The sequence below is a fragment of the Paucibacter sp. XJ19-41 genome (genome assembly GCF_028462495.1).
In the GTDB taxonomy this organism is placed as follows: Bacteria; Pseudomonadota; Gammaproteobacteria; order Burkholderiales; family Burkholderiaceae_C; genus Roseateles_E.
On record NZ_JAQOWX010000133.1, the window covers coordinates 1 to 14,593 of the forward strand.

A 14,593-nucleotide genomic window follows, 5' to 3' on the forward strand; every position below is an offset into this window, starting at 1 on the left:
CGCCAGCGCCGCCTTTGACGCCGCCTGCCGCGCCAGACCGCGCGCCGCCTCGGCCGGCCGCGCGCTCAGGCGCTGGGTCGAACCCGGCGTCTGCGCCACCAGGGCCAGCACGGCGCTGGCGAAGCGGTCGGCGGGGGCGGCGGGTGTGCTGTTTTCGCTGCTACTGCTCATGGCGGGCGTCCTTGCTGGAGGAGGGGCTGAAGGCGATTGTCCATGCAGCATGGCAATGGCTGCTGCTTCGGCTGTGTCATGCCGACCGAAACCTAGACCCACTACAGTCGATGAGTTGCCGCTCAGGCCGATGAGCCTGAACGAAAGCCGGGATGATTCAGTGCTATACGGCTTGTTGTTCGGCGAGAATCCCCAATACCAGAAAGTATGCAATTGAAAATTAGCAACGAATTATTCGCCGGCGGAATTGGTGCAGCCATCGCATTACTTCTTCATATTTTGCTTCGAAAAGAAATATTGCCAAGCTGGTTCTATTACATAGACTTTATCCCGCTAGCGATTGGATTAACAATGGGCATCCCTCTGGGGATGGCGAAATTCAAGAACCTGCCACTACCAAGTCCTTATTTTGAAATCTTCTCATTTTGCGTAGGGTGGGGTTTCGTTATGGGAATATTTATTCGCTGAACAATTATCCAAGAAGGACCCATACAAAGCACAGACGTCCGCGTTGAGCCCGATTTGAATTGAAATGTGGCTAGACACCTAGCCCGGCAATCTCCTGACAATGACGAGGAGCCGTGAGGCCCAAGCACCTTCCGCCCGGTGCAATCCCGATTGAGCCGCTTGCAAACTGAAATGGATGAGCTTTGATGAAGTACGCCAATGGTCAGGACATCAAGTTGGGTGACAGAGTCAAACTGGGGCCAGACAGTGGGGGCGCGGTTGTGTGCTCGCTCGACACGAACGAATTCAATTCAGCGTGTTCGCAGGCCGATTGGGGGTATCTACAGCGCGGAGTATTGATCAACTTCCCTCAGCATGGGCTGATCCACTACGAAGAACCCGAGAAAGCGCTGGAGTTGATTGAGCGATCCGCCAGCTGAATCGGACGTGGAGTTCCCTGTCGTGGCTATGCGACGGGCAACAGGGAGTATTTTCGCCCGGAGAACTGCACATGCGAGCCCTAAATGCACTTACTGGCCTAATGGTCACCTTCGCACTGAAGCATGCACTGGTATCAGTGGCGGCGCCCACGACGGACTTGAAGTTGATGACGAAGCAGTTCTTCGAAGCCCACGAGCTGTTCTGGAACGAATCGCCGCCGCCTTCAATCTACAGCCCCGAACTCAAACGTTTACTGAGCCTGAACAGCAAATGCATCACTGAATCGCCCCGCTTTCGCGGAGGCCTGCTCGTTTAAGCGCCCCTACTTCACCCGCTGCTTCTCCAGCTTCCTCGCCAGCGTCCGCCGGTGCATGCCCAGCCTCCGCGCGGTCTCGGAAATGTGAAGCCGGTGGCGGCCAGGTTTTCGTGGATTTATCCCCGCTCCAGGGTCTTGATCGAAGAATGCGTTCGGCCCCCTTTGACTCGCCCTCGCCTTAAATCGAGAACCCCTGAATGATCAGGCCCTCGATGGCCGCGAAATGCTTGACGTTGCCGGTCAGCAGCGGCAGTCGATGCTCCAGGGCTGTGGCGGCGATCAGCGCATCGCCCATCTGCAGGCCATGGCTCAAGGTAAGCGTTTCCATCAAGCCGGTGGCTTGGCTTGTGATGGCTTCGGTCAGCGGCAGGACGGTGGCGCCGCGCCGCGCCAGCATCTTTTTCAGCGCCGCGAGCTCGGTCTTGTTGCGCATGCCCTGCAGCAACTCGAGATAACTGACCGCCGACAGTGTGAGTGCGTCCAGCGCATCAAGCTGGCGCGTGGCCTGCGCGTAGCCGCGCAAATGCCAGATCAGCACATCGGTATCGACCAGCACGGTTGCGCGTCAGGTCGAGTCCTTGCGCGCGCCGTCGCGGCCGTAGCGTGGTGCACGCAGCTGACGCACATAGCCCTGCACATCGCCGAGGTCCTCGCGGTCGCGCCAGATGCCAAAGGCGGGATCGTCGGTCACGAACTCTGAGGCAGGCATGGCGGCTTTGGCCTGCTCTTCCTTTTCGATGCGCACAGTGACCAGGGTGTCCGCTGCCTGGGACAGTTGGGCACGCCAAGCCGGGGGCAAGTCAGCCACGGGCACATGCTCGATCACGATGGCAGTCATGGGGCGTCCTCCTTCACAGCAGCTTGGGTGGGCCGGCATTGCCAGGCCCGCGCCCAGTGTACGCGCCGGCAGATCCTACACAGCATGAACCGGACCCGCCGCGCGCTTGCAGCCTCGCTACGCCATGGTGCCCCGCGCCCGCAGGTAGCGCTGCAAATGACTGAGCACATGGGCCGCGTCGGGGCCGACGCCGCGCAGCGTCGCCGAGGCGAAATTGCGCTGCCGGGGGAAGCCGATGAAGTACAGGCCCGGCTCGGCTGTGGCAATGCCCTGGCGCTGCCGCAGGCGGCCCTGCTCATCGCTCGCCCGGAGTGCGGACAGATAGGGCAGGCGCGGCCGGAAACCGGTGGCGAACAGCAGCACGTCCACCGCTTCAGAGCTGCCGTCCGACCACCGCACGCCGTTCGGCGTGATCTGCTCGAACATGGGCCGGCGCTGCAGCAGGCCGCTTGTCAGCGCGCGCCGGTAGCGGCCGTCGTCCAGCACCGGCGTGCTCTGGTCGCTGAGCCAGCGCGTGCGGTCCAGCCCGCTCAGGCCCAGCCAGAAATGGAAGTCGCGGCCCAGCGTGCGCTGCGGCAGGAAGCGGATCTTGCGCCGGCTGGCCAGGGTGACGCGGCTTGAGGCCGCCAGCTCGAAGGCGATCTGCACGGCGGAGTTGGCGCCGCCGACCACCAGCACACGCTGGCCGGTGAATGGGGCGGGCGAGCGGTAGTCGCGGCTGTGCAAGACCTGACCCTTGAAGGCCGACAGTCCCGGCAGTTCGGGCATATAGGGCTCGGCGAAGGCGCCGCTGGCTGCCACCAGCGTGCGCGCCTGCAGGCGCTCGCCGTCGGCGGTGTCGACCTGGAACAGCGCAGCTTCTTGCCGCGTCACCCGCAGCACGCGCCGGCCGGTCAGCACCTGCAGGCCGAAGTGCTCGGCGTAGTCGTGCAAATAGCGCAGGACCTGATCGCGGCTCGGATAAGCGTCCGGGTCGCCGGGGAAGTCCAGACCAGGCAGGGCGCTGTAGCGGGCCGGGGAGAACAGGCTCAGGCTGTCGTAGTAGGCCGCCCAGGAGCCGCCCGGCTCGGCCTGCGCTTCCAGCAGCCGGTAGCTGAGGCCGGCCTGTTGCAGACCATGGGCCATGGCCAGGCCCGCCTGGCCCGCGCCGACGATCACGCAATCAAGGACCACGGCCAGCCCCCGGGCCGAGTGCGGCGGCTGCAGCTGCCGCCGCCGCATGGCCGTGGCGCAGGGCCACGATGCCGTCCTTGAAGTCCTCTGCCGCCAGCCACAGCCGCAGCAGATGCCTCTTGCGCCCGGGTTCCGGCCAGTCTTCGTAGGCGCTGCGCTTATGCAGGATCACCGAGTTCTTCAGCCACTGCACATCGCCGGGCTCGAACTGCATGGCCAGACCCAGCGCGGGCCGGTTGGCGACCTGTTCGTACAGATCCAGCAGCTCCCGCTGCGCCGAGCTCAGCGGCGGCACGCCGGGCAGCCGCTCCGCATCGCGCAGGTACCAGCCGATGAAGAAGGTGGAGAGTTGCGCCTCGATGTCGCGCACGATGGGCAGCTTGAAATAAGGCAGGGCACCGGGCGCCTGTTCGCCCTTCATATGGAAGTACCAGGTCTGGAACAGAAGCGGTGCCAGATCGGGCCGGGCGGCCAGGACCTCCTGATACACCGAGACCGAGCTGACGATGCGGCTGATGCCGCCAGAGCGCGCCTTCTGCAGGCATAGCAGGCCGATGATGTCGGCCGCGTCGGTATGGAAGTCCTGCTCGGCATTGGTCCGCGACAGCCGCACATTCGGGTCGCGCCGGTCGGCGCCGGTATCGCGCACATCGTGCAGCAACTCGCCCTGCCGGTTCTGCGGCATGGCTTGGCCCAGCAGCGACCCCAGGGCCAGATAGGCCAGGCGCGTGGCCGCAGGCGACATCGCGTCGATAGGGAAGCCTCGCATCAGCACAAAGCCGAGACCGCTTTGCAGCGCCGTGCGTGCCTCGTTCAGCAAGGGACGCAGCTCGCGCAAGGCGCCGGGATTGCGCCGCGGCAGCCCGGCGACGTCTGCCGCCGTGGCGCCCAGCGCCTCCAGCCATTGGCCCAGCTCGATGATGCCGGCCCGCTCCTCGGGCCCGAGTTGGCGTATCCACTGCTGCGAATGGGCTACATCGGCGGCGCGCCAGGCGGCCGGGCCGGCATAGGGGGCGAGCTTGGCGGCGGGGAAGATGTCGAGGGTGTCGTTCATTGGGTTAGGCTGCTGGAGTGCTGCGTTGAGGCCCTGCACTTTAGAAACTGCCCGCCCCCGCGTCCTTAACATTTGTTGCTGCAGGCCTGACCCGTCCACGAACGCCATGACGACTCTCACCCCCGCTGCCTTGCAGGCCCTGCGCCAGCTTGTCGGACGCCATATCGAGATGCGCGACCCGGACCTGGCCCTGCTGGCCGAGGCCAGCCACGAAAAGCCCTTCCGCAAAGGCGAGACCTTTCTGGCGGCGGGCGAGCCGGCGCGCGTGTGCGGGCTGGTCATCGAGGGCATGCACGGCGAGTTCTATGTGCTGCCCAACGGCAGCCGCAAGGCCAAATGGCTGGCCCGGCCGGGCGATGTGTTCGGTTCGCTCGAAGACCTGGTGCGCGAAGGCCCGGCCCGCAGCACCATCGAGGCGCTCAGCGATGGCCGGGTGCTGTGCGTGCCCTACCACCGGCTGCGCGAGCTGGCCTTGCAGCAGCCGCTGTGGGCGGCGTTCTTCGTGTCCCTGCTTGAGTCGCTCTACCGCCAGAAGTCCGAGCGCGAATACAGCCTGCTGATGCTCAATGCCGAGGACCGCTACCAGTGGTTTCTCGATCACTACGGCGGCCTCGAAGGGAGCGTGTCGCTGGAAATCGTGGCCTCCTACCTGGGCATCAGCGCGGTGCATCTGAGCCGGGTGCGCGCAGCCCGCAGCCGGCCGGCGGACTGAAGCCAGCGCGCCCGCCCCTACTTCACCCGCTACTTCACCCGCTGCTTCTCCAGCTTCCTCGCCAGCGTGCGCCGGTGCATGCCCAGCCGCCGCGCGGTCTCGGAGATGTTGAAGCCGGTGGCGGCCAGGGTTTCGTGGATGTGCTCCCACTCCAGGGTCTTGATCGAGGTGGTGCGCTCGGTCAGCTCGACCTCGGCATCGCCCTGGGCGCGGGCGAAGGCGGCTTCGATGTCGTCGGTGTTGGCGGGTTTGGCCAGGTAGTGGCGGGCGCCGAGCTTGATGGCTTCGACAGCGGTGGCGATGCTGGCATAGCCGGTCAGCACGACGATCAGCATCTGCTCGTCGTGGGCGTGCAGGGTCTGCACGCAGGCCAGGCCCGAGTCGCCACCGGCGAGCTTCAGGTCGACCACCGCATAGCCGGGGTTGTGCGTGTCCAGCAAGGCCTGGACCTCGCCGAGCTGGGTGGCACGCAGCACGCGGTAGCCGCGCCGCTCAAACGATCGCAACAGGGTGCGGGCGAAGGCGTCGTCGTCCTCGACGATCAGCAGCAGGCGTTCGTCGTCGTGGCTCATTCGTCATTCTCTTTCTGATGCGGGCTCAGCGCGGCCAGCGGCAGCCGCATGCTGACCTCGGCGCCGCCGTCGGGGCGGTTGCGCGCCTCGATGCGCCCGCCCAGCGTGCGGGCCACGTTGACCGACAGGAACAGCCCCAGCCCGCCACCGGGCTTGCCCTTGCTGGACTGGTAGGGCTTGCCGAAACGCTCCAGCATCGCCGGGGCAAAACCTGGCCCCCGGTCCAGCACGCGCAGCACCAGGGTCTCGTCCTCGCAGAAGGCCAGCAGGCGCAGCGGCGCCTGCGGCGCGGCCTCCAGCGCGTTGTCCAGCACATTGCCGACCATCTGCTTGAGCGCGAAGTCGGAAATGATGGGCAGATCGGGCAGGCCCTCGCGCTCGTAGTGCAGCTGCTGGCCCGGCCGGGTGCTGCGCCACTCGGCCACCAGCTCGTCGAGGAAATCGTGCAGGCCGCGCTCGATCGGCGCCTCGCCGCGCGCCTCGCCGGCCGACAGCAGGATGCCGCTGACGATGGTCTTGCAGCGCTTGAGCTGCACCTGCATCTCCTCGATCTCCTCGCGCAACTCGGGGTCGCCGGCAAACGGCGCCATGCGCGACCAGTCGCCCAGGATCACCGACAAGGTGGCCAGCGGCGTGCCCAGCTCATGGGCCGCGCCCGAGGCCAGCAGGCCCATGCGCACGATGTGCTCCTCCTCGGCCGCGCGCTGGCGCAGATCGGCCAGCCGGGCATCGCGCTGGCGCAGATTGCGGCCGATGCGGGTGATGAAGATCACCAGCAGGGCCGCGTTCAGCGCGAAGCACAGCAAGAGGCCACCGACGTAATGGGTCGACAGCGCCGGGATGCTCAGGTCGGGCAGGCGCAGCGGCCGGTGCCACTGGGTCAGCGCGATGAAGCACAGGCTGGTCAGCGCCACCATGGCCCAGATATAGCGGGGCCGCAGCAGCACCGCGCCGACCGCCACCTGCAGCAGGAACAGGAAGATGAAGGGATTGGTGATGCCGCCGCTGTAGAACAGCTGGCCGCTGAGCACGCCCACATCGACCAGCAGGCCGGCGAACAGCTCACCGTTCAGCACCCGGCTGCCGGCACCGGTGGCGACCCGGCTGCGCAGCCAGCTCGCCACATTGAACAGCGCCAGCGCCGCCAGCAGGGTCAGCATCTCCAGCAGCGGCAGCTGCACATCCAGCGCGAAATGCACGCACAAGATGGTGGCCAGCTGCCCGGCTACGGCCAGCCAGCGCAGCTGCACCAGCTGCAGCAGATTGTTGCGGCCGGCCTGGTGCTCGGGGGCCTGGCCAACCTCGGCGGGGGGTGCGGGCCTGGCTTCAGTCTCGGTGGGGGACAAGCGTCGGTTCTCCAGCGGCATGATGGCGCCACAGCAAGACGGCCGCGCCGGCCACCATGGCCGCCAGCGCAAACCAGGTCAGCGCGTAGACGAGGTGATTGTTGCTGAACTGCAGCACGGTCAGGCCGGGCCGCGGCCAGGCCATGGCGGCGGCGGGGTCGTCGGCGCCGGCGTCGATGAAATAGGGCGCGACCGGGCCGTCCAGGCCCTGGGCGGCGGCAACAGCCGCCACATCGCGCGAGTACCAGCGACCGCCGGCCACGTCGTTGCGGCGCAGCAGGCTGCCGCCTGGTTCGCTCAGGCGCAGCAGGCCGGTGATCTGCTGCGGGCCGGGCGGCTGCGCGCGGCCGGCTGGATCGCGCTGCTCGGGCGGCACGAAGCCGCGGTTGACCAGCAGCCAGAAGCCAGCTCCGGCGGCCTGCTCTGCATCGACCCACAGCGGCGTCAGCACCCAGTAGCCGCTGCCCAGCGCGGTGCTGGCCCAGACCTGGACCTCGCGGCCATGGTCGAAGCGGCCCTGCACGCGCAGGCGGCGGTATTCATGCTCGGCGCGATTCAGCGAGGGCCAGGTCTTGCCATCGGGCGAGGGCGCGGCCACCGGCGCGGCGCTCAGGCGCTGCTCGACGCGCGCGATCAGCTCCTGCTTCCAGGCCAGGCGCTGCAACTGCCAGACGCCCAGGGCCAGCAGGCCTGCAAACAGCAAGGCCGCGAGCAGCAGCAGCGCCACGAGGGCGCCGCGCCGGCGCGGCCGAGGGGCTGCGGATGCCGTCACGGATCAGGGCATGTTGCGCATATCGTGCATGGGCATCATGTTCTCGTTCAGGTGGAACATCACCCAGATCGAACCGGCCAGCATGATGACGACCAGCACGATGGTGAAGATCAGCGCCAGCATCGACCAGCCGCCCTCGATCTTGGCGTTCATGTGCAGGAAGTAGATCATGTGGACGACGATCTGCACGGCCGCGAAGCCCAGGATCACGAAGGCCGTCAGGCTCGACGAGGGCAGCACCTTGCCCATCACCAGCCAGAAGGGGATGGCCGTCAGCACCACCGACAGCAGGAAGCCGATCACATAACCCTTGACGGTGGCGTGATAGGCGGCGCCGTCATCGTGATGGTCGCCGTGGTGATCGTCGTGGTGGTGGTCGCCGTGTTGCTGACTCATGGCAGCACTCCCATCAGATAGACAAAGGTGAAGACGCCGATCCAGACCACGTCCAGGAAGTGCCAGAACATCGACAGGCACATCAGGCGGCGCTTGTTCTCGACCGTCAGGCCCAGCTTGTTGACCTGCACCATCAGCACGACGAGCCAGATGATGCCGAAGGTGACGTGCAGGCCGTGGGTGCCGACCAGGGTGAAGAAGGCCGACAGGAAGGCGCTGCGCTGCGGCGTCGCACCCTGCTGGATCAGGTGGGCGAACTCATAGATCTCCAGCCCCAGAAAGGCCAGGCCGAACAGGCCGGTGATCGCCAGCCAGGTCAGCACGCCCTGCTTGCGGCCGTGCTGCATCGCGATCATCGCCATGCCGTAGGTGATGGACGAGAACAGCAGCATCGCGGTGTTGACCGCGACCAGTTGCAGGTCGAACAGATCGGCGCCCGAGGGGCCGGCCGCATAGCTGCGGCCCAGCACCGCATAAACCGCGAACAGCACCGCGAAGATCAGGCAGTCGCTCATCAGATAGAGCCAGAAGCCCAGCAGCGTGCCTTGCTGCGGATGGTGATCGCCGTTGTCGTAGAACACCGGCGCGCCGCCGGCGGTGAGCGTGGGAGAGGTTTGCATGGTCAGGGTCGCTCTCAGGCCAGGGCCGCCAGGGCCTTTGTGCGGGCGTCTTCGCTGCGCGTCACCGCATCGGCGGGGATGTAGAAGTCGCGCTTGTAGTTGAAGGTGTGGACGATGGAGGCGATCACGGTCAGCGCGAAGCTGAGACCGGCCACCAGCCACATATGCCAGACCATCGCGAAGCCGAACACCGTGCAAAGCGCCGCGATCACGAAGCCGGCGGCCGTGTTCTTGGGCATGTGGATGGCCTTGAAGCCGGCAGTCGGGCGCTGCGCGCCGCGCTGCTTCATATCGTGCCAGGCGTCGAGCTCATGCACGACCGGCGTGAACGCGAAGTTGTAGTCCGGCGGCGGCGACGAAGTCGACCACTCCAGCGTGCGGCCACCCCAGGGATCGCCCGTGTGGTCGCGCAGCTGCTCGCGACGCATATAGCTGACCACCAGCTGGATCAGGAAGGCCGCGATGCCCAGCGCGATCAGCACCGCACCGAAGGCGGCGATCTGGAACCAGATCTGCAGCGAGGTGTCCTCGAAGTGGCTCATGCGGCGGGTCACGCCCATCAGGCCCAGCACATACAGCGGCATGAAGGCCATCCAGAAGCCGACCAGCCAGAGCCAGAATGAGGTCTTGCCCCAGAACGGGTCGAGCTTGTAGCCGAAGGCCTTGGGGAACCAGAAGCTGATGCCGGCGAACAGGCCGAACAGCACGCCGCCGATGATGACGTTGTGGAAGTGGGCGATCAGGAACAGGCTGTTGTGCAGCACGAAGTCGGCCGGCGGCACGGCCAGCAGAACACCCGTCATGCCACCGATCACGAAGGTCACCATAAAGCCTATGGTCCACAGCATCGGCACTTCGAACTCGATGCGGCCGCGGTACATCGTGAACAGCCAGTTGAAGATCTTGGCCCCGGTCGGGATCGAGATGATCATCGTCGTGATGCCGAAGAAGCTGTTGACGCTGGCCCCCGAGCCCATCGTGAAGAAGTGGTGCAGCCACACGAGGTAGGACAGGATGGTGATCACCACCGTCGCGTAGACCATCGAGGCGTAGCCGAACAGCTTCTTGCGGCTGAAGGTGGAGACCACCTCCGAGAAGATGCCGAACACCGGCAGTATCAGGATGTAGACCTCGGGGTGGCCCCAGATCCAGATCAGGTTCACATACATCATGGCGTTGCCGCCAAGATCGTTGGTGAAGAAGTTGGTGCCGACGTAGCGGTCCAGGCTCAAGAGCACCAGCACGGCCGTCAGCACCGGGAAGGCGGCGACGATCAGCACATTGGTGCACAGCGAAGTCCAGGTGAACACCGGCATCTTCATCATCGTCATGCCCGGCGCCCGCATCTTGATGATGGTGGCGATCAGGTTGATGCCCGATAGCGAGGTGCCGACGCCGGCGATCTGCAGGGACCAGATGTAGTAATCCACCCCGACGCCGGGGCTTTGCAGAATGCCCGACAGCGGCGGATAAGCCAGCCAGCCGGTGCGCGCGAACTCGCCGACGAACAGCGAGATCATCATCAGCACCGCGCCGCTGGTGGTCATCCAGAAGCTGAAGTTGTTCAGGAAGGGGAAGGCCACATCGCGCGCACCGATCTGCAGCGGGATGAGGTAGTTCATGAAGCCGGTCACCAGCGGCATCGCGACGAAAAAGATCATGATCACGCCGTGCGCCGTGAAGATCTGGTCGTAGTGGTGGGGCGGCAGGAAGCCGGCGTTGTCGCCAAAGGCCATGGCCTGGTGGGCGCGCATCATCAGCGCATCGGCAAAGCCGCGCAGCAGCATCACGATGCCCAGCACCATATACATGATGCCGATCTTCTTGTGGTCGATGCTGGTGATCCAGTCGCGCCACAGCGGGCCCCAGACCCGGTACTTGGTCATCACGGCCAGCAGCGCCGTGCCGCCCAGCAGCACCATCGCGAAAGTGGCCCAGATGATGGGGTCATGGGGAATCGCATCCGGGCCGAGGCGGCCGAACAGGAGCGTGTTGAAATCTTGCATGGAGAGGGTCTCGCTCTGTATCCGGTTCGCGTCAGGGCTGGCTGCGCGCGAGGCTGAAGTCGCCGGCGTTCTCGGGTGTGCACAGCGCGGCCACATAGCTGCGCTCGGCAATCCCGTCGCCAGTGCGCCAGGTCTTGCTCGACAGGCCGTCAATGCTGCCCTTGCCCAGGCCGCCGGCGGCGTCGATCGCCATCATCTGGGCCATGCACATCTTGCTGCCGTCGACGCAGCGGTTCAGGATCGCGTCGTACAGGCCCGGGGCCACCGTCGCATAGCGGCGCACCGGCTCGCGCGCGCTGGGCTGCTCCAGCTGCAGATAGTCGGCGCGGGTCAAGGCCTGACCCTCGGCCTTGTTCTTCTGCACCCACTGCTCGAAGCCCGCCTCGGACAGGCCGTGGAACTTGAAGCGCATGTGCGAGAAGCCATCGCCGCTGAAATTGGCCGAGAAGCCCTCGAACGCACCGGGCTTGTTGATCACCGCATGCAGCATGGTCTGCATGCCGGGCATCGCATAGATCTGGCCGGCCAGCGCCGGGATGTAGAAGGAGTTCATCACCGTGGACGCGGTGATCTTGAACTGGATCGGCCGGTCCACCGGCGCGGCCAGCTCATTGACCGTCGCGATGCCCTGCTCGGGGTAGAGGAACAGCCACTTCCAGTCCAGCGCCACGACCTCGACCACCAGCGGCGCCTGGCCCTGCGGCACCGGCCGGCCTTCGGCGATGCGGTCCAGCGGGCGGTAGGGGTCGAGCTTGTGGGTGCTGATCCAGGTGATCGCGCCCAGCGCGATGATGATCAAGAGTGGCGCGCCCCAGATCACCAGCTCCAGCCGGGTCGAGTGGTCCCAGTCGGGGCTGTAGGTGGCGGACTTGTTGTTCTGGCGGTAGCGCCAGGCGAACAGCAGGGTCAGCGCGATCACCGGCACGATGATGATCAGCATCAAGATCGTCGAGGTGACGATCAGCTGCGCCTGCTGCTGGGCGATATCGCCCGAGGGTTTCATCACCACCATATTGCAGGCGCCCAGCGGCAGGGCCAGGGCCAGCAGGCCCAGTCGTGCTAAGGTGGTGTCGACTAAAGGTTTTGGGGACATCGGGAATACCAGGCCGGCGGGAAAACGCTAGTTGCGCATCGGTCGGAAATGTATCTTGATTGACCCAAATCAACGATAGGACATTTTGTCCAAGGCAAGCGAGACATGGCCAGCAGTAACACCCTCACCCACCCCGGCATCCAGGGCACCGAGCCCGAGCACAGCCTGGCGCCCGGCGATATCGCGGTCGGCGTCGTGATCGGCCGGGCCTCCGAGTACTTCGACTTCTTTGTCTACGGCATCGCCTCGGTGTTGGTCTTCCCGGCGGTGTTCTTCCCCTTCGCCGACCGGCTGGAGGGCACGCTCTACGCCTTCGCGCTGTTCGCCTTTGCCTTTGTGGTGCGGCCGATCGGCACGGTGGCCGGCATGGCCATCCAGCGCCGCTGGGGCCGCAGCGCCAAGCTGGCCTCGGCGCTGTTCCTGCTGGGCTGCTCGACCGCCGGCATGGCCCTGCTGCCCGGCTATCACAGCCTGGGCCTGGGCGCGATCGCGCTGCTGGCGCTGTTCCGCATCGGCCAGGGCCTGGCCCTGGGCGGATCCTGGGACGGCCTGCCCTCGCTGCTGGCGCTGAACGCGCCGGAAAACCGCCGCGGCTGGTATGCGATGCTGGGCCAGCTCGGCGCGCCGCTGGGCTTTTTGATCGCCTGCGGACTGTTTGCCTACCTCTGGGGCAGCATGTCCGAGCACGACTTCCTCGACTGGGGTTGGCGCTTCCCCTTCTTCGCCGCCTTCGCGATCAATGTGGTGGCGCTGTTCGCGCGGCTGCGCCTGGTGGTCACCCATGAGTACGAGCGCGAGCTCGATGCCAAGGAACTGGAACCCTGCGATGTCGGCGAGTTGCTGCGCAGCCAGGGCAGCAATGTGCTGATCGGCGCCTTCGCCGCGCTGGCCAGCTATGCGCTGTTCCACATCGTCACGGTGTTCCCGCTGTCCTGGATCATGCTGTTCTCGGAACGCCCGGTCGGCGAGGTGCTGGTCGTGCAGGTGATCGGTGCGCTGCTGGCGGCTGGCGCGATGCCGCTGTCGGGCCTGCTGGCCGACCGCATCGGCCGGCGCCGCACCCTGGGCATGCTGGCGACGGCCATCGGCGTGTTCAGCCTGTTCGCGCCACTGCTGCTGGACGGCGGCCAGGTGGGCCAGGACGCCTTCATCCTGCTCGGCTTCGTGCTGCTGGGCCTGAGCTACGGCCAGGCGGCCGGCGCGGTGACGGCCAACTTCCTGCCGCGCATGCGCTACACCGGCGCTGCGCTGACGGCCGATCTGGCCTGGCTGATCGGCGCCGCCTTCGCGCCGCTGGTGGCGCTGGGCCTGTCGGCCCGCTTCGGCCTTGCTGCCGTCACGCTCTATCTGCTGTCGGGCGTGGCCTGCACGCTGCTGGCGCTGCGCGCCAACCGGCTGCGCAACGCCCGCGACTGACTCATCAGCCCGCCGCCTGGCGCGCCCGGCGCCAGCCCAGCAGGGCGAGGCCCAGAGCCAGCAGGGCCCAGCTCTGCGGCTCGGGCACCGGCGCCGTATTGCCGAAGCCCTTGCCATAGTCAAAGCCGCTGCCCGAGCGCAGGTAGTAGCTGGCCGGGTCGAGCAGCGCACCGCTAACACCGTCGTAGAGGCTCAGGCCCATGAAGCTGGCGGTATTGCCGTAGTCGGCGCTGTAGCTGCAGCCCCCTGACGGCGCCGGCAGATTCGGGGGCAGCGCCGACAGCGTGAACAGGCACTGCGACCGCAGCGCCAGACGCCATTCCACATCGAACTGATAGGTCCCGAACTGCGGCTTCGGGCCTAGCCTCATGCTGAAACCGGTGGCGCTGACATCGAAGATGCCGCTGCTGGCCAGCGTGCTGCGCGTCTGGCCGCCGGCCAGCACATCCTGGGTGGCCCAGGTACGCTCGGTGACCAGCAGGCCGTGAGGGCCGACGACCATCGCCAGCTCGGCCAGGATGTCCAGCCGGTTGCCATACTCTGTATTGGTCTCGATGCGCCCGCCGGCCCGGCCCCCGAAGTGATAGTCGATGCGCATCACCGTGTTCGCATTGACCCCCGCGCCCTCCAGGCTCAGCGTGTCCTCGAAGGAGGCCTGGCGCAGATTGCCGCCGATGCCGAACAGGCTGCCATCCGTCGCATAGGCCCGGCCCGAGCCGAACTCGGCCACGCGCAAGCGGCCCAGCTCGGCCGAGACCAGACCGGTGGTGTTGGTCGCGTCCTTGGTCCAGCTCATCTGCAGCACCTTGCCGGGCTGAGGGTTGTAGCGGGTGCTGCTGCTGTAGGGCAGCCCCCCGTAGGTATAGGTATAGCCCGGCGTTCCCGGTGCCTGGCCGACCGACAGCACTTGCTGCTGTGCGGCAGCCTGGCCGGCCAGGACGACGAGCCCCAGCGACAGCAGCGGCTTTGACAGTGATGGTTTCATGAATGGCTCCCATGGGTGAAGACAAGCAAGAAGGCTTGTCACGGGGCATACGCAAATCGCGGCCCGAGCCGGACGGACCGCTCACCCACAAGCTAGGGGGTCGGGCGGGTCAGGCTGTGCGCCGGACCCAGCTGGGCCAGCAGGCCGGCCCGGCCCTCGCTCAGCAGTGCGGCGGCCTCCCCGACGCCGGGGCCGCCGCTGCGCTGCAGCGCCTGGCCCAGGCGCAGACGGGCCA

General features: G+C 66.4%; 17 protein-coding genes and 1 pseudogene. 5 read left to right on the top strand and 13 right to left on the bottom strand.

Annotation, left to right across the window (positions count from 1 at the left end):
- The first annotated feature begins 378 nt into the window (after positions 1 to 378).
- The 3 genes from PO768_RS24345 to PO768_RS24355 all read left to right on the top strand — a co-directional run bounded on the left by PO768_RS24345 (position 379) and on the right by PO768_RS24355 (position 1,375).
- Complete coding sequence (locus PO768_RS24345) at positions 379 to 639, top strand: hypothetical protein (RefSeq protein WP_269841236.1); 261 nt, start codon at positions 379 to 381, stop codon at positions 637 to 639.
- 185 nt (positions 640 to 824) lie between these two features.
- Positions 825 to 1,058 (top strand): hypothetical protein, encoded by a 234-nt coding sequence (locus PO768_RS24350; RefSeq protein ID WP_272648102.1) that lies wholly within the window; start codon positions 825 to 827, stop codon positions 1,056 to 1,058.
- A gap of 167 nt (positions 1,059 to 1,225) precedes the next feature.
- Positions 1,226 to 1,375 carry a hypothetical protein gene (locus PO768_RS24355; RefSeq protein ID WP_272648103.1) on the top strand — a complete coding sequence of 50 codons (150 nt, stop codon included), beginning with the start codon at positions 1,226 to 1,228 and terminating at the stop codon, positions 1,373 to 1,375.
- Positions 1,376 to 1,381: 6 nt separating this feature from the next.
- On the opposite strand, the pseudogene PO768_RS24360 reads toward PO768_RS24355, so the two are convergent.
- From PO768_RS24360 to PO768_RS24380, 5 genes and pseudogenes are all read right to left on the bottom strand, one after another.
- Positions 1,382 to 1,491: pseudogene (locus PO768_RS24360) on the bottom strand (helix-turn-helix domain-containing protein); the annotation flags it as partial.
- 62 nt (positions 1,492 to 1,553) lie between these two features.
- A complete protein-coding gene (locus PO768_RS24365) occupies positions 1,554 to 1,931 on the bottom strand; it encodes a type II toxin-antitoxin system VapC family toxin (RefSeq protein WP_272648104.1) in 378 nt (125 codons plus the stop codon).
- A gap of 9 nt (positions 1,932 to 1,940) precedes the next feature.
- Positions 1,941 to 2,213 (bottom strand): hypothetical protein, encoded by a 273-nt coding sequence (locus PO768_RS24370; RefSeq protein ID WP_272648105.1) that lies wholly within the window; start codon positions 2,211 to 2,213, stop codon positions 1,941 to 1,943.
- A 117-nt stretch (positions 2,214 to 2,330) separates the two neighbouring features.
- Positions 2,331 to 3,386 (bottom strand): flavin-containing monooxygenase, encoded by a 1,056-nt coding sequence (locus tag PO768_RS24375; protein WP_272648106.1) that lies wholly within the window; start codon positions 3,384 to 3,386, stop codon positions 2,331 to 2,333.
- A complete protein-coding gene (locus tag PO768_RS24380) occupies positions 3,376 to 4,440 on the bottom strand; it encodes a TauD/TfdA family dioxygenase (RefSeq protein ID WP_272648107.1) in 1,065 nt (354 codons plus the stop codon). Before PO768_RS24380 ends, PO768_RS24375 begins: the two co-directional genes overlap by 11 nt.
- A 106-nt stretch (positions 4,441 to 4,546) precedes the next feature.
- On the opposite strand from PO768_RS24380, the gene PO768_RS24385 reads away from it, so the two are divergent.
- A complete protein-coding gene (locus PO768_RS24385; protein WP_272648108.1) occupies positions 4,547 to 5,152 on the top strand; it encodes a Crp/Fnr family transcriptional regulator in 606 nt (201 codons plus the stop codon).
- Between the two features lie 29 nt (positions 5,153 to 5,181).
- Here the strand turns inward: PO768_RS24385 and PO768_RS24390 are convergent, their stop codons facing one another.
- Genes PO768_RS24390 through cyoA form a run of 7 tightly spaced genes read right to left on the bottom strand, consistent with a single transcriptional unit; the run spans position 5,182 to position 11,957 of the window.
- Positions 5,182 to 5,724 carry a response regulator transcription factor gene (locus PO768_RS24390; RefSeq protein WP_272648109.1) on the bottom strand — a complete coding sequence of 181 codons (543 nt, stop codon included), beginning with the start codon at positions 5,722 to 5,724 and terminating at the stop codon, positions 5,182 to 5,184.
- On the bottom strand, positions 5,721 to 7,091 hold the full coding sequence (locus PO768_RS24395; protein ID WP_442953293.1) for an ATP-binding protein: 1,371 nt from the start codon (positions 7,089 to 7,091) through the stop codon (positions 5,721 to 5,723). The genes PO768_RS24390 and PO768_RS24395 overlap by 4 nt, the downstream gene beginning before the upstream one ends.
- Positions 7,051 to 7,842 carry an SURF1 family protein gene (locus tag PO768_RS24400; RefSeq protein ID WP_272648111.1) on the bottom strand — a complete coding sequence of 264 codons (792 nt, stop codon included), beginning with the start codon at positions 7,840 to 7,842 and terminating at the stop codon, positions 7,051 to 7,053. The genes PO768_RS24395 and PO768_RS24400 overlap by 41 nt, the downstream gene beginning before the upstream one ends.
- A 3-nt stretch (positions 7,843 to 7,845) precedes the next feature.
- Positions 7,846 to 8,238 carry a cytochrome o ubiquinol oxidase subunit IV gene (gene cyoD / locus PO768_RS24405; RefSeq protein WP_272648112.1) on the bottom strand — a complete coding sequence of 131 codons (393 nt, stop codon included), beginning with the start codon at positions 8,236 to 8,238 and terminating at the stop codon, positions 7,846 to 7,848.
- Positions 8,235 to 8,858, bottom strand: coding sequence for a cytochrome o ubiquinol oxidase subunit III (gene cyoC / locus PO768_RS24410; protein WP_272648113.1), 624 nt, complete (start codon positions 8,856 to 8,858; stop codon positions 8,235 to 8,237). The genes cyoD and cyoC overlap by 4 nt, the downstream gene beginning before the upstream one ends.
- Before the next feature lie 14 nt (positions 8,859 to 8,872).
- Positions 8,873 to 10,864 carry a cytochrome o ubiquinol oxidase subunit I gene (gene cyoB / locus PO768_RS24415; protein WP_137943615.1) on the bottom strand — a complete coding sequence of 664 codons (1,992 nt, stop codon included), beginning with the start codon at positions 10,862 to 10,864 and terminating at the stop codon, positions 8,873 to 8,875.
- A 31-nt stretch (positions 10,865 to 10,895) separates the two neighbouring features.
- Positions 10,896 to 11,957: a ubiquinol oxidase subunit II gene (gene cyoA / locus PO768_RS24420; protein WP_262970231.1), complete on the bottom strand. Its 1,062-nt coding sequence runs from the start codon at positions 11,955 to 11,957 to the stop codon at positions 10,896 to 10,898.
- Between the two features lie 105 nt (positions 11,958 to 12,062).
- On the opposite strand from cyoA, the gene PO768_RS24425 reads away from it, so the two are divergent.
- On the top strand, positions 12,063 to 13,373 hold the full coding sequence (locus PO768_RS24425; RefSeq protein ID WP_272648114.1) for an MFS transporter: 1,311 nt from the start codon (positions 12,063 to 12,065) through the stop codon (positions 13,371 to 13,373).
- Between the two features lie 4 nt (positions 13,374 to 13,377).
- On the opposite strand, the gene PO768_RS24430 is transcribed toward PO768_RS24425, so the two are convergent.
- Positions 13,378 to 14,358 (bottom strand): PEP-CTERM sorting domain-containing protein, encoded by a 981-nt coding sequence (locus tag PO768_RS24430; RefSeq protein ID WP_272648115.1) that lies wholly within the window; start codon positions 14,356 to 14,358, stop codon positions 13,378 to 13,380.
- Positions 14,359 to 14,593 lie beyond the last annotated feature (235 nt).

Excerpts from the sequence above, each read along its gene's own strand:
- PO768_RS24385 (WP_272648108.1), top strand. The coding sequence starts at position 4,547 with ATGACGACTCTCACCCCCGCTGCCTTGCAGGCCCTGCGCCAGCTTGTC.
- PO768_RS24380 (WP_272648107.1), bottom strand. The coding sequence starts at position 4,440 with ATGAACGACACCCTCGACATCTTCCCCGCCGCCAAGCTCGCCCCCTAT.
- PO768_RS24350 (WP_272648102.1), top strand. The coding sequence starts at position 825 with ATGAAGTACGCCAATGGTCAGGACATCAAGTTGGGTGACAGAGTCAAA.
- cyoC (WP_272648113.1), bottom strand. The coding sequence starts at position 8,858 with ATGCAAACCTCTCCCACGCTCACCGCCGGCGGCGCGCCGGTGTTCTAC.
- cyoD (WP_272648112.1), bottom strand. The coding sequence starts at position 8,238 with ATGAGTCAGCAACACGGCGACCACCACCACGACGATCACCACGGCGAC.
- PO768_RS24390 (WP_272648109.1), bottom strand. The coding sequence starts at position 5,724 with ATGAGCCACGACGACGAACGCCTGCTGCTGATCGTCGAGGACGACGAC.
- PO768_RS24425 (WP_272648114.1), top strand. The coding sequence starts at position 12,063 with ATGGCCAGCAGTAACACCCTCACCCACCCCGGCATCCAGGGCACCGAG.
- PO768_RS24370 (WP_272648105.1), bottom strand. The coding sequence starts at position 2,213 with ATGACTGCCATCGTGATCGAGCATGTGCCCGTGGCTGACTTGCCCCCG.
- cyoA (WP_262970231.1), bottom strand. The coding sequence starts at position 11,957 with ATGTCCCCAAAACCTTTAGTCGACACCACCTTAGCACGACTGGGCCTG.
- cyoB (WP_137943615.1), bottom strand. The coding sequence starts at position 10,864 with ATGCAAGATTTCAACACGCTCCTGTTCGGCCGCCTCGGCCCGGATGCG.
- PO768_RS24355 (WP_272648103.1), top strand. The coding sequence starts at position 1,226 with ATGACGAAGCAGTTCTTCGAAGCCCACGAGCTGTTCTGGAACGAATCG.
- PO768_RS24345 (WP_269841236.1), top strand. The coding sequence starts at position 379 with ATGCAATTGAAAATTAGCAACGAATTATTCGCCGGCGGAATTGGTGCA.
- PO768_RS24430 (WP_272648115.1), bottom strand. The coding sequence starts at position 14,358 with ATGAAACCATCACTGTCAAAGCCGCTGCTGTCGCTGGGGCTCGTCGTC.
- PO768_RS24395 (WP_442953293.1), bottom strand. The coding sequence starts at position 7,091 with ATGCCGCTGGAGAACCGACGCTTGTCCCCCACCGAGACTGAAGCCAGG.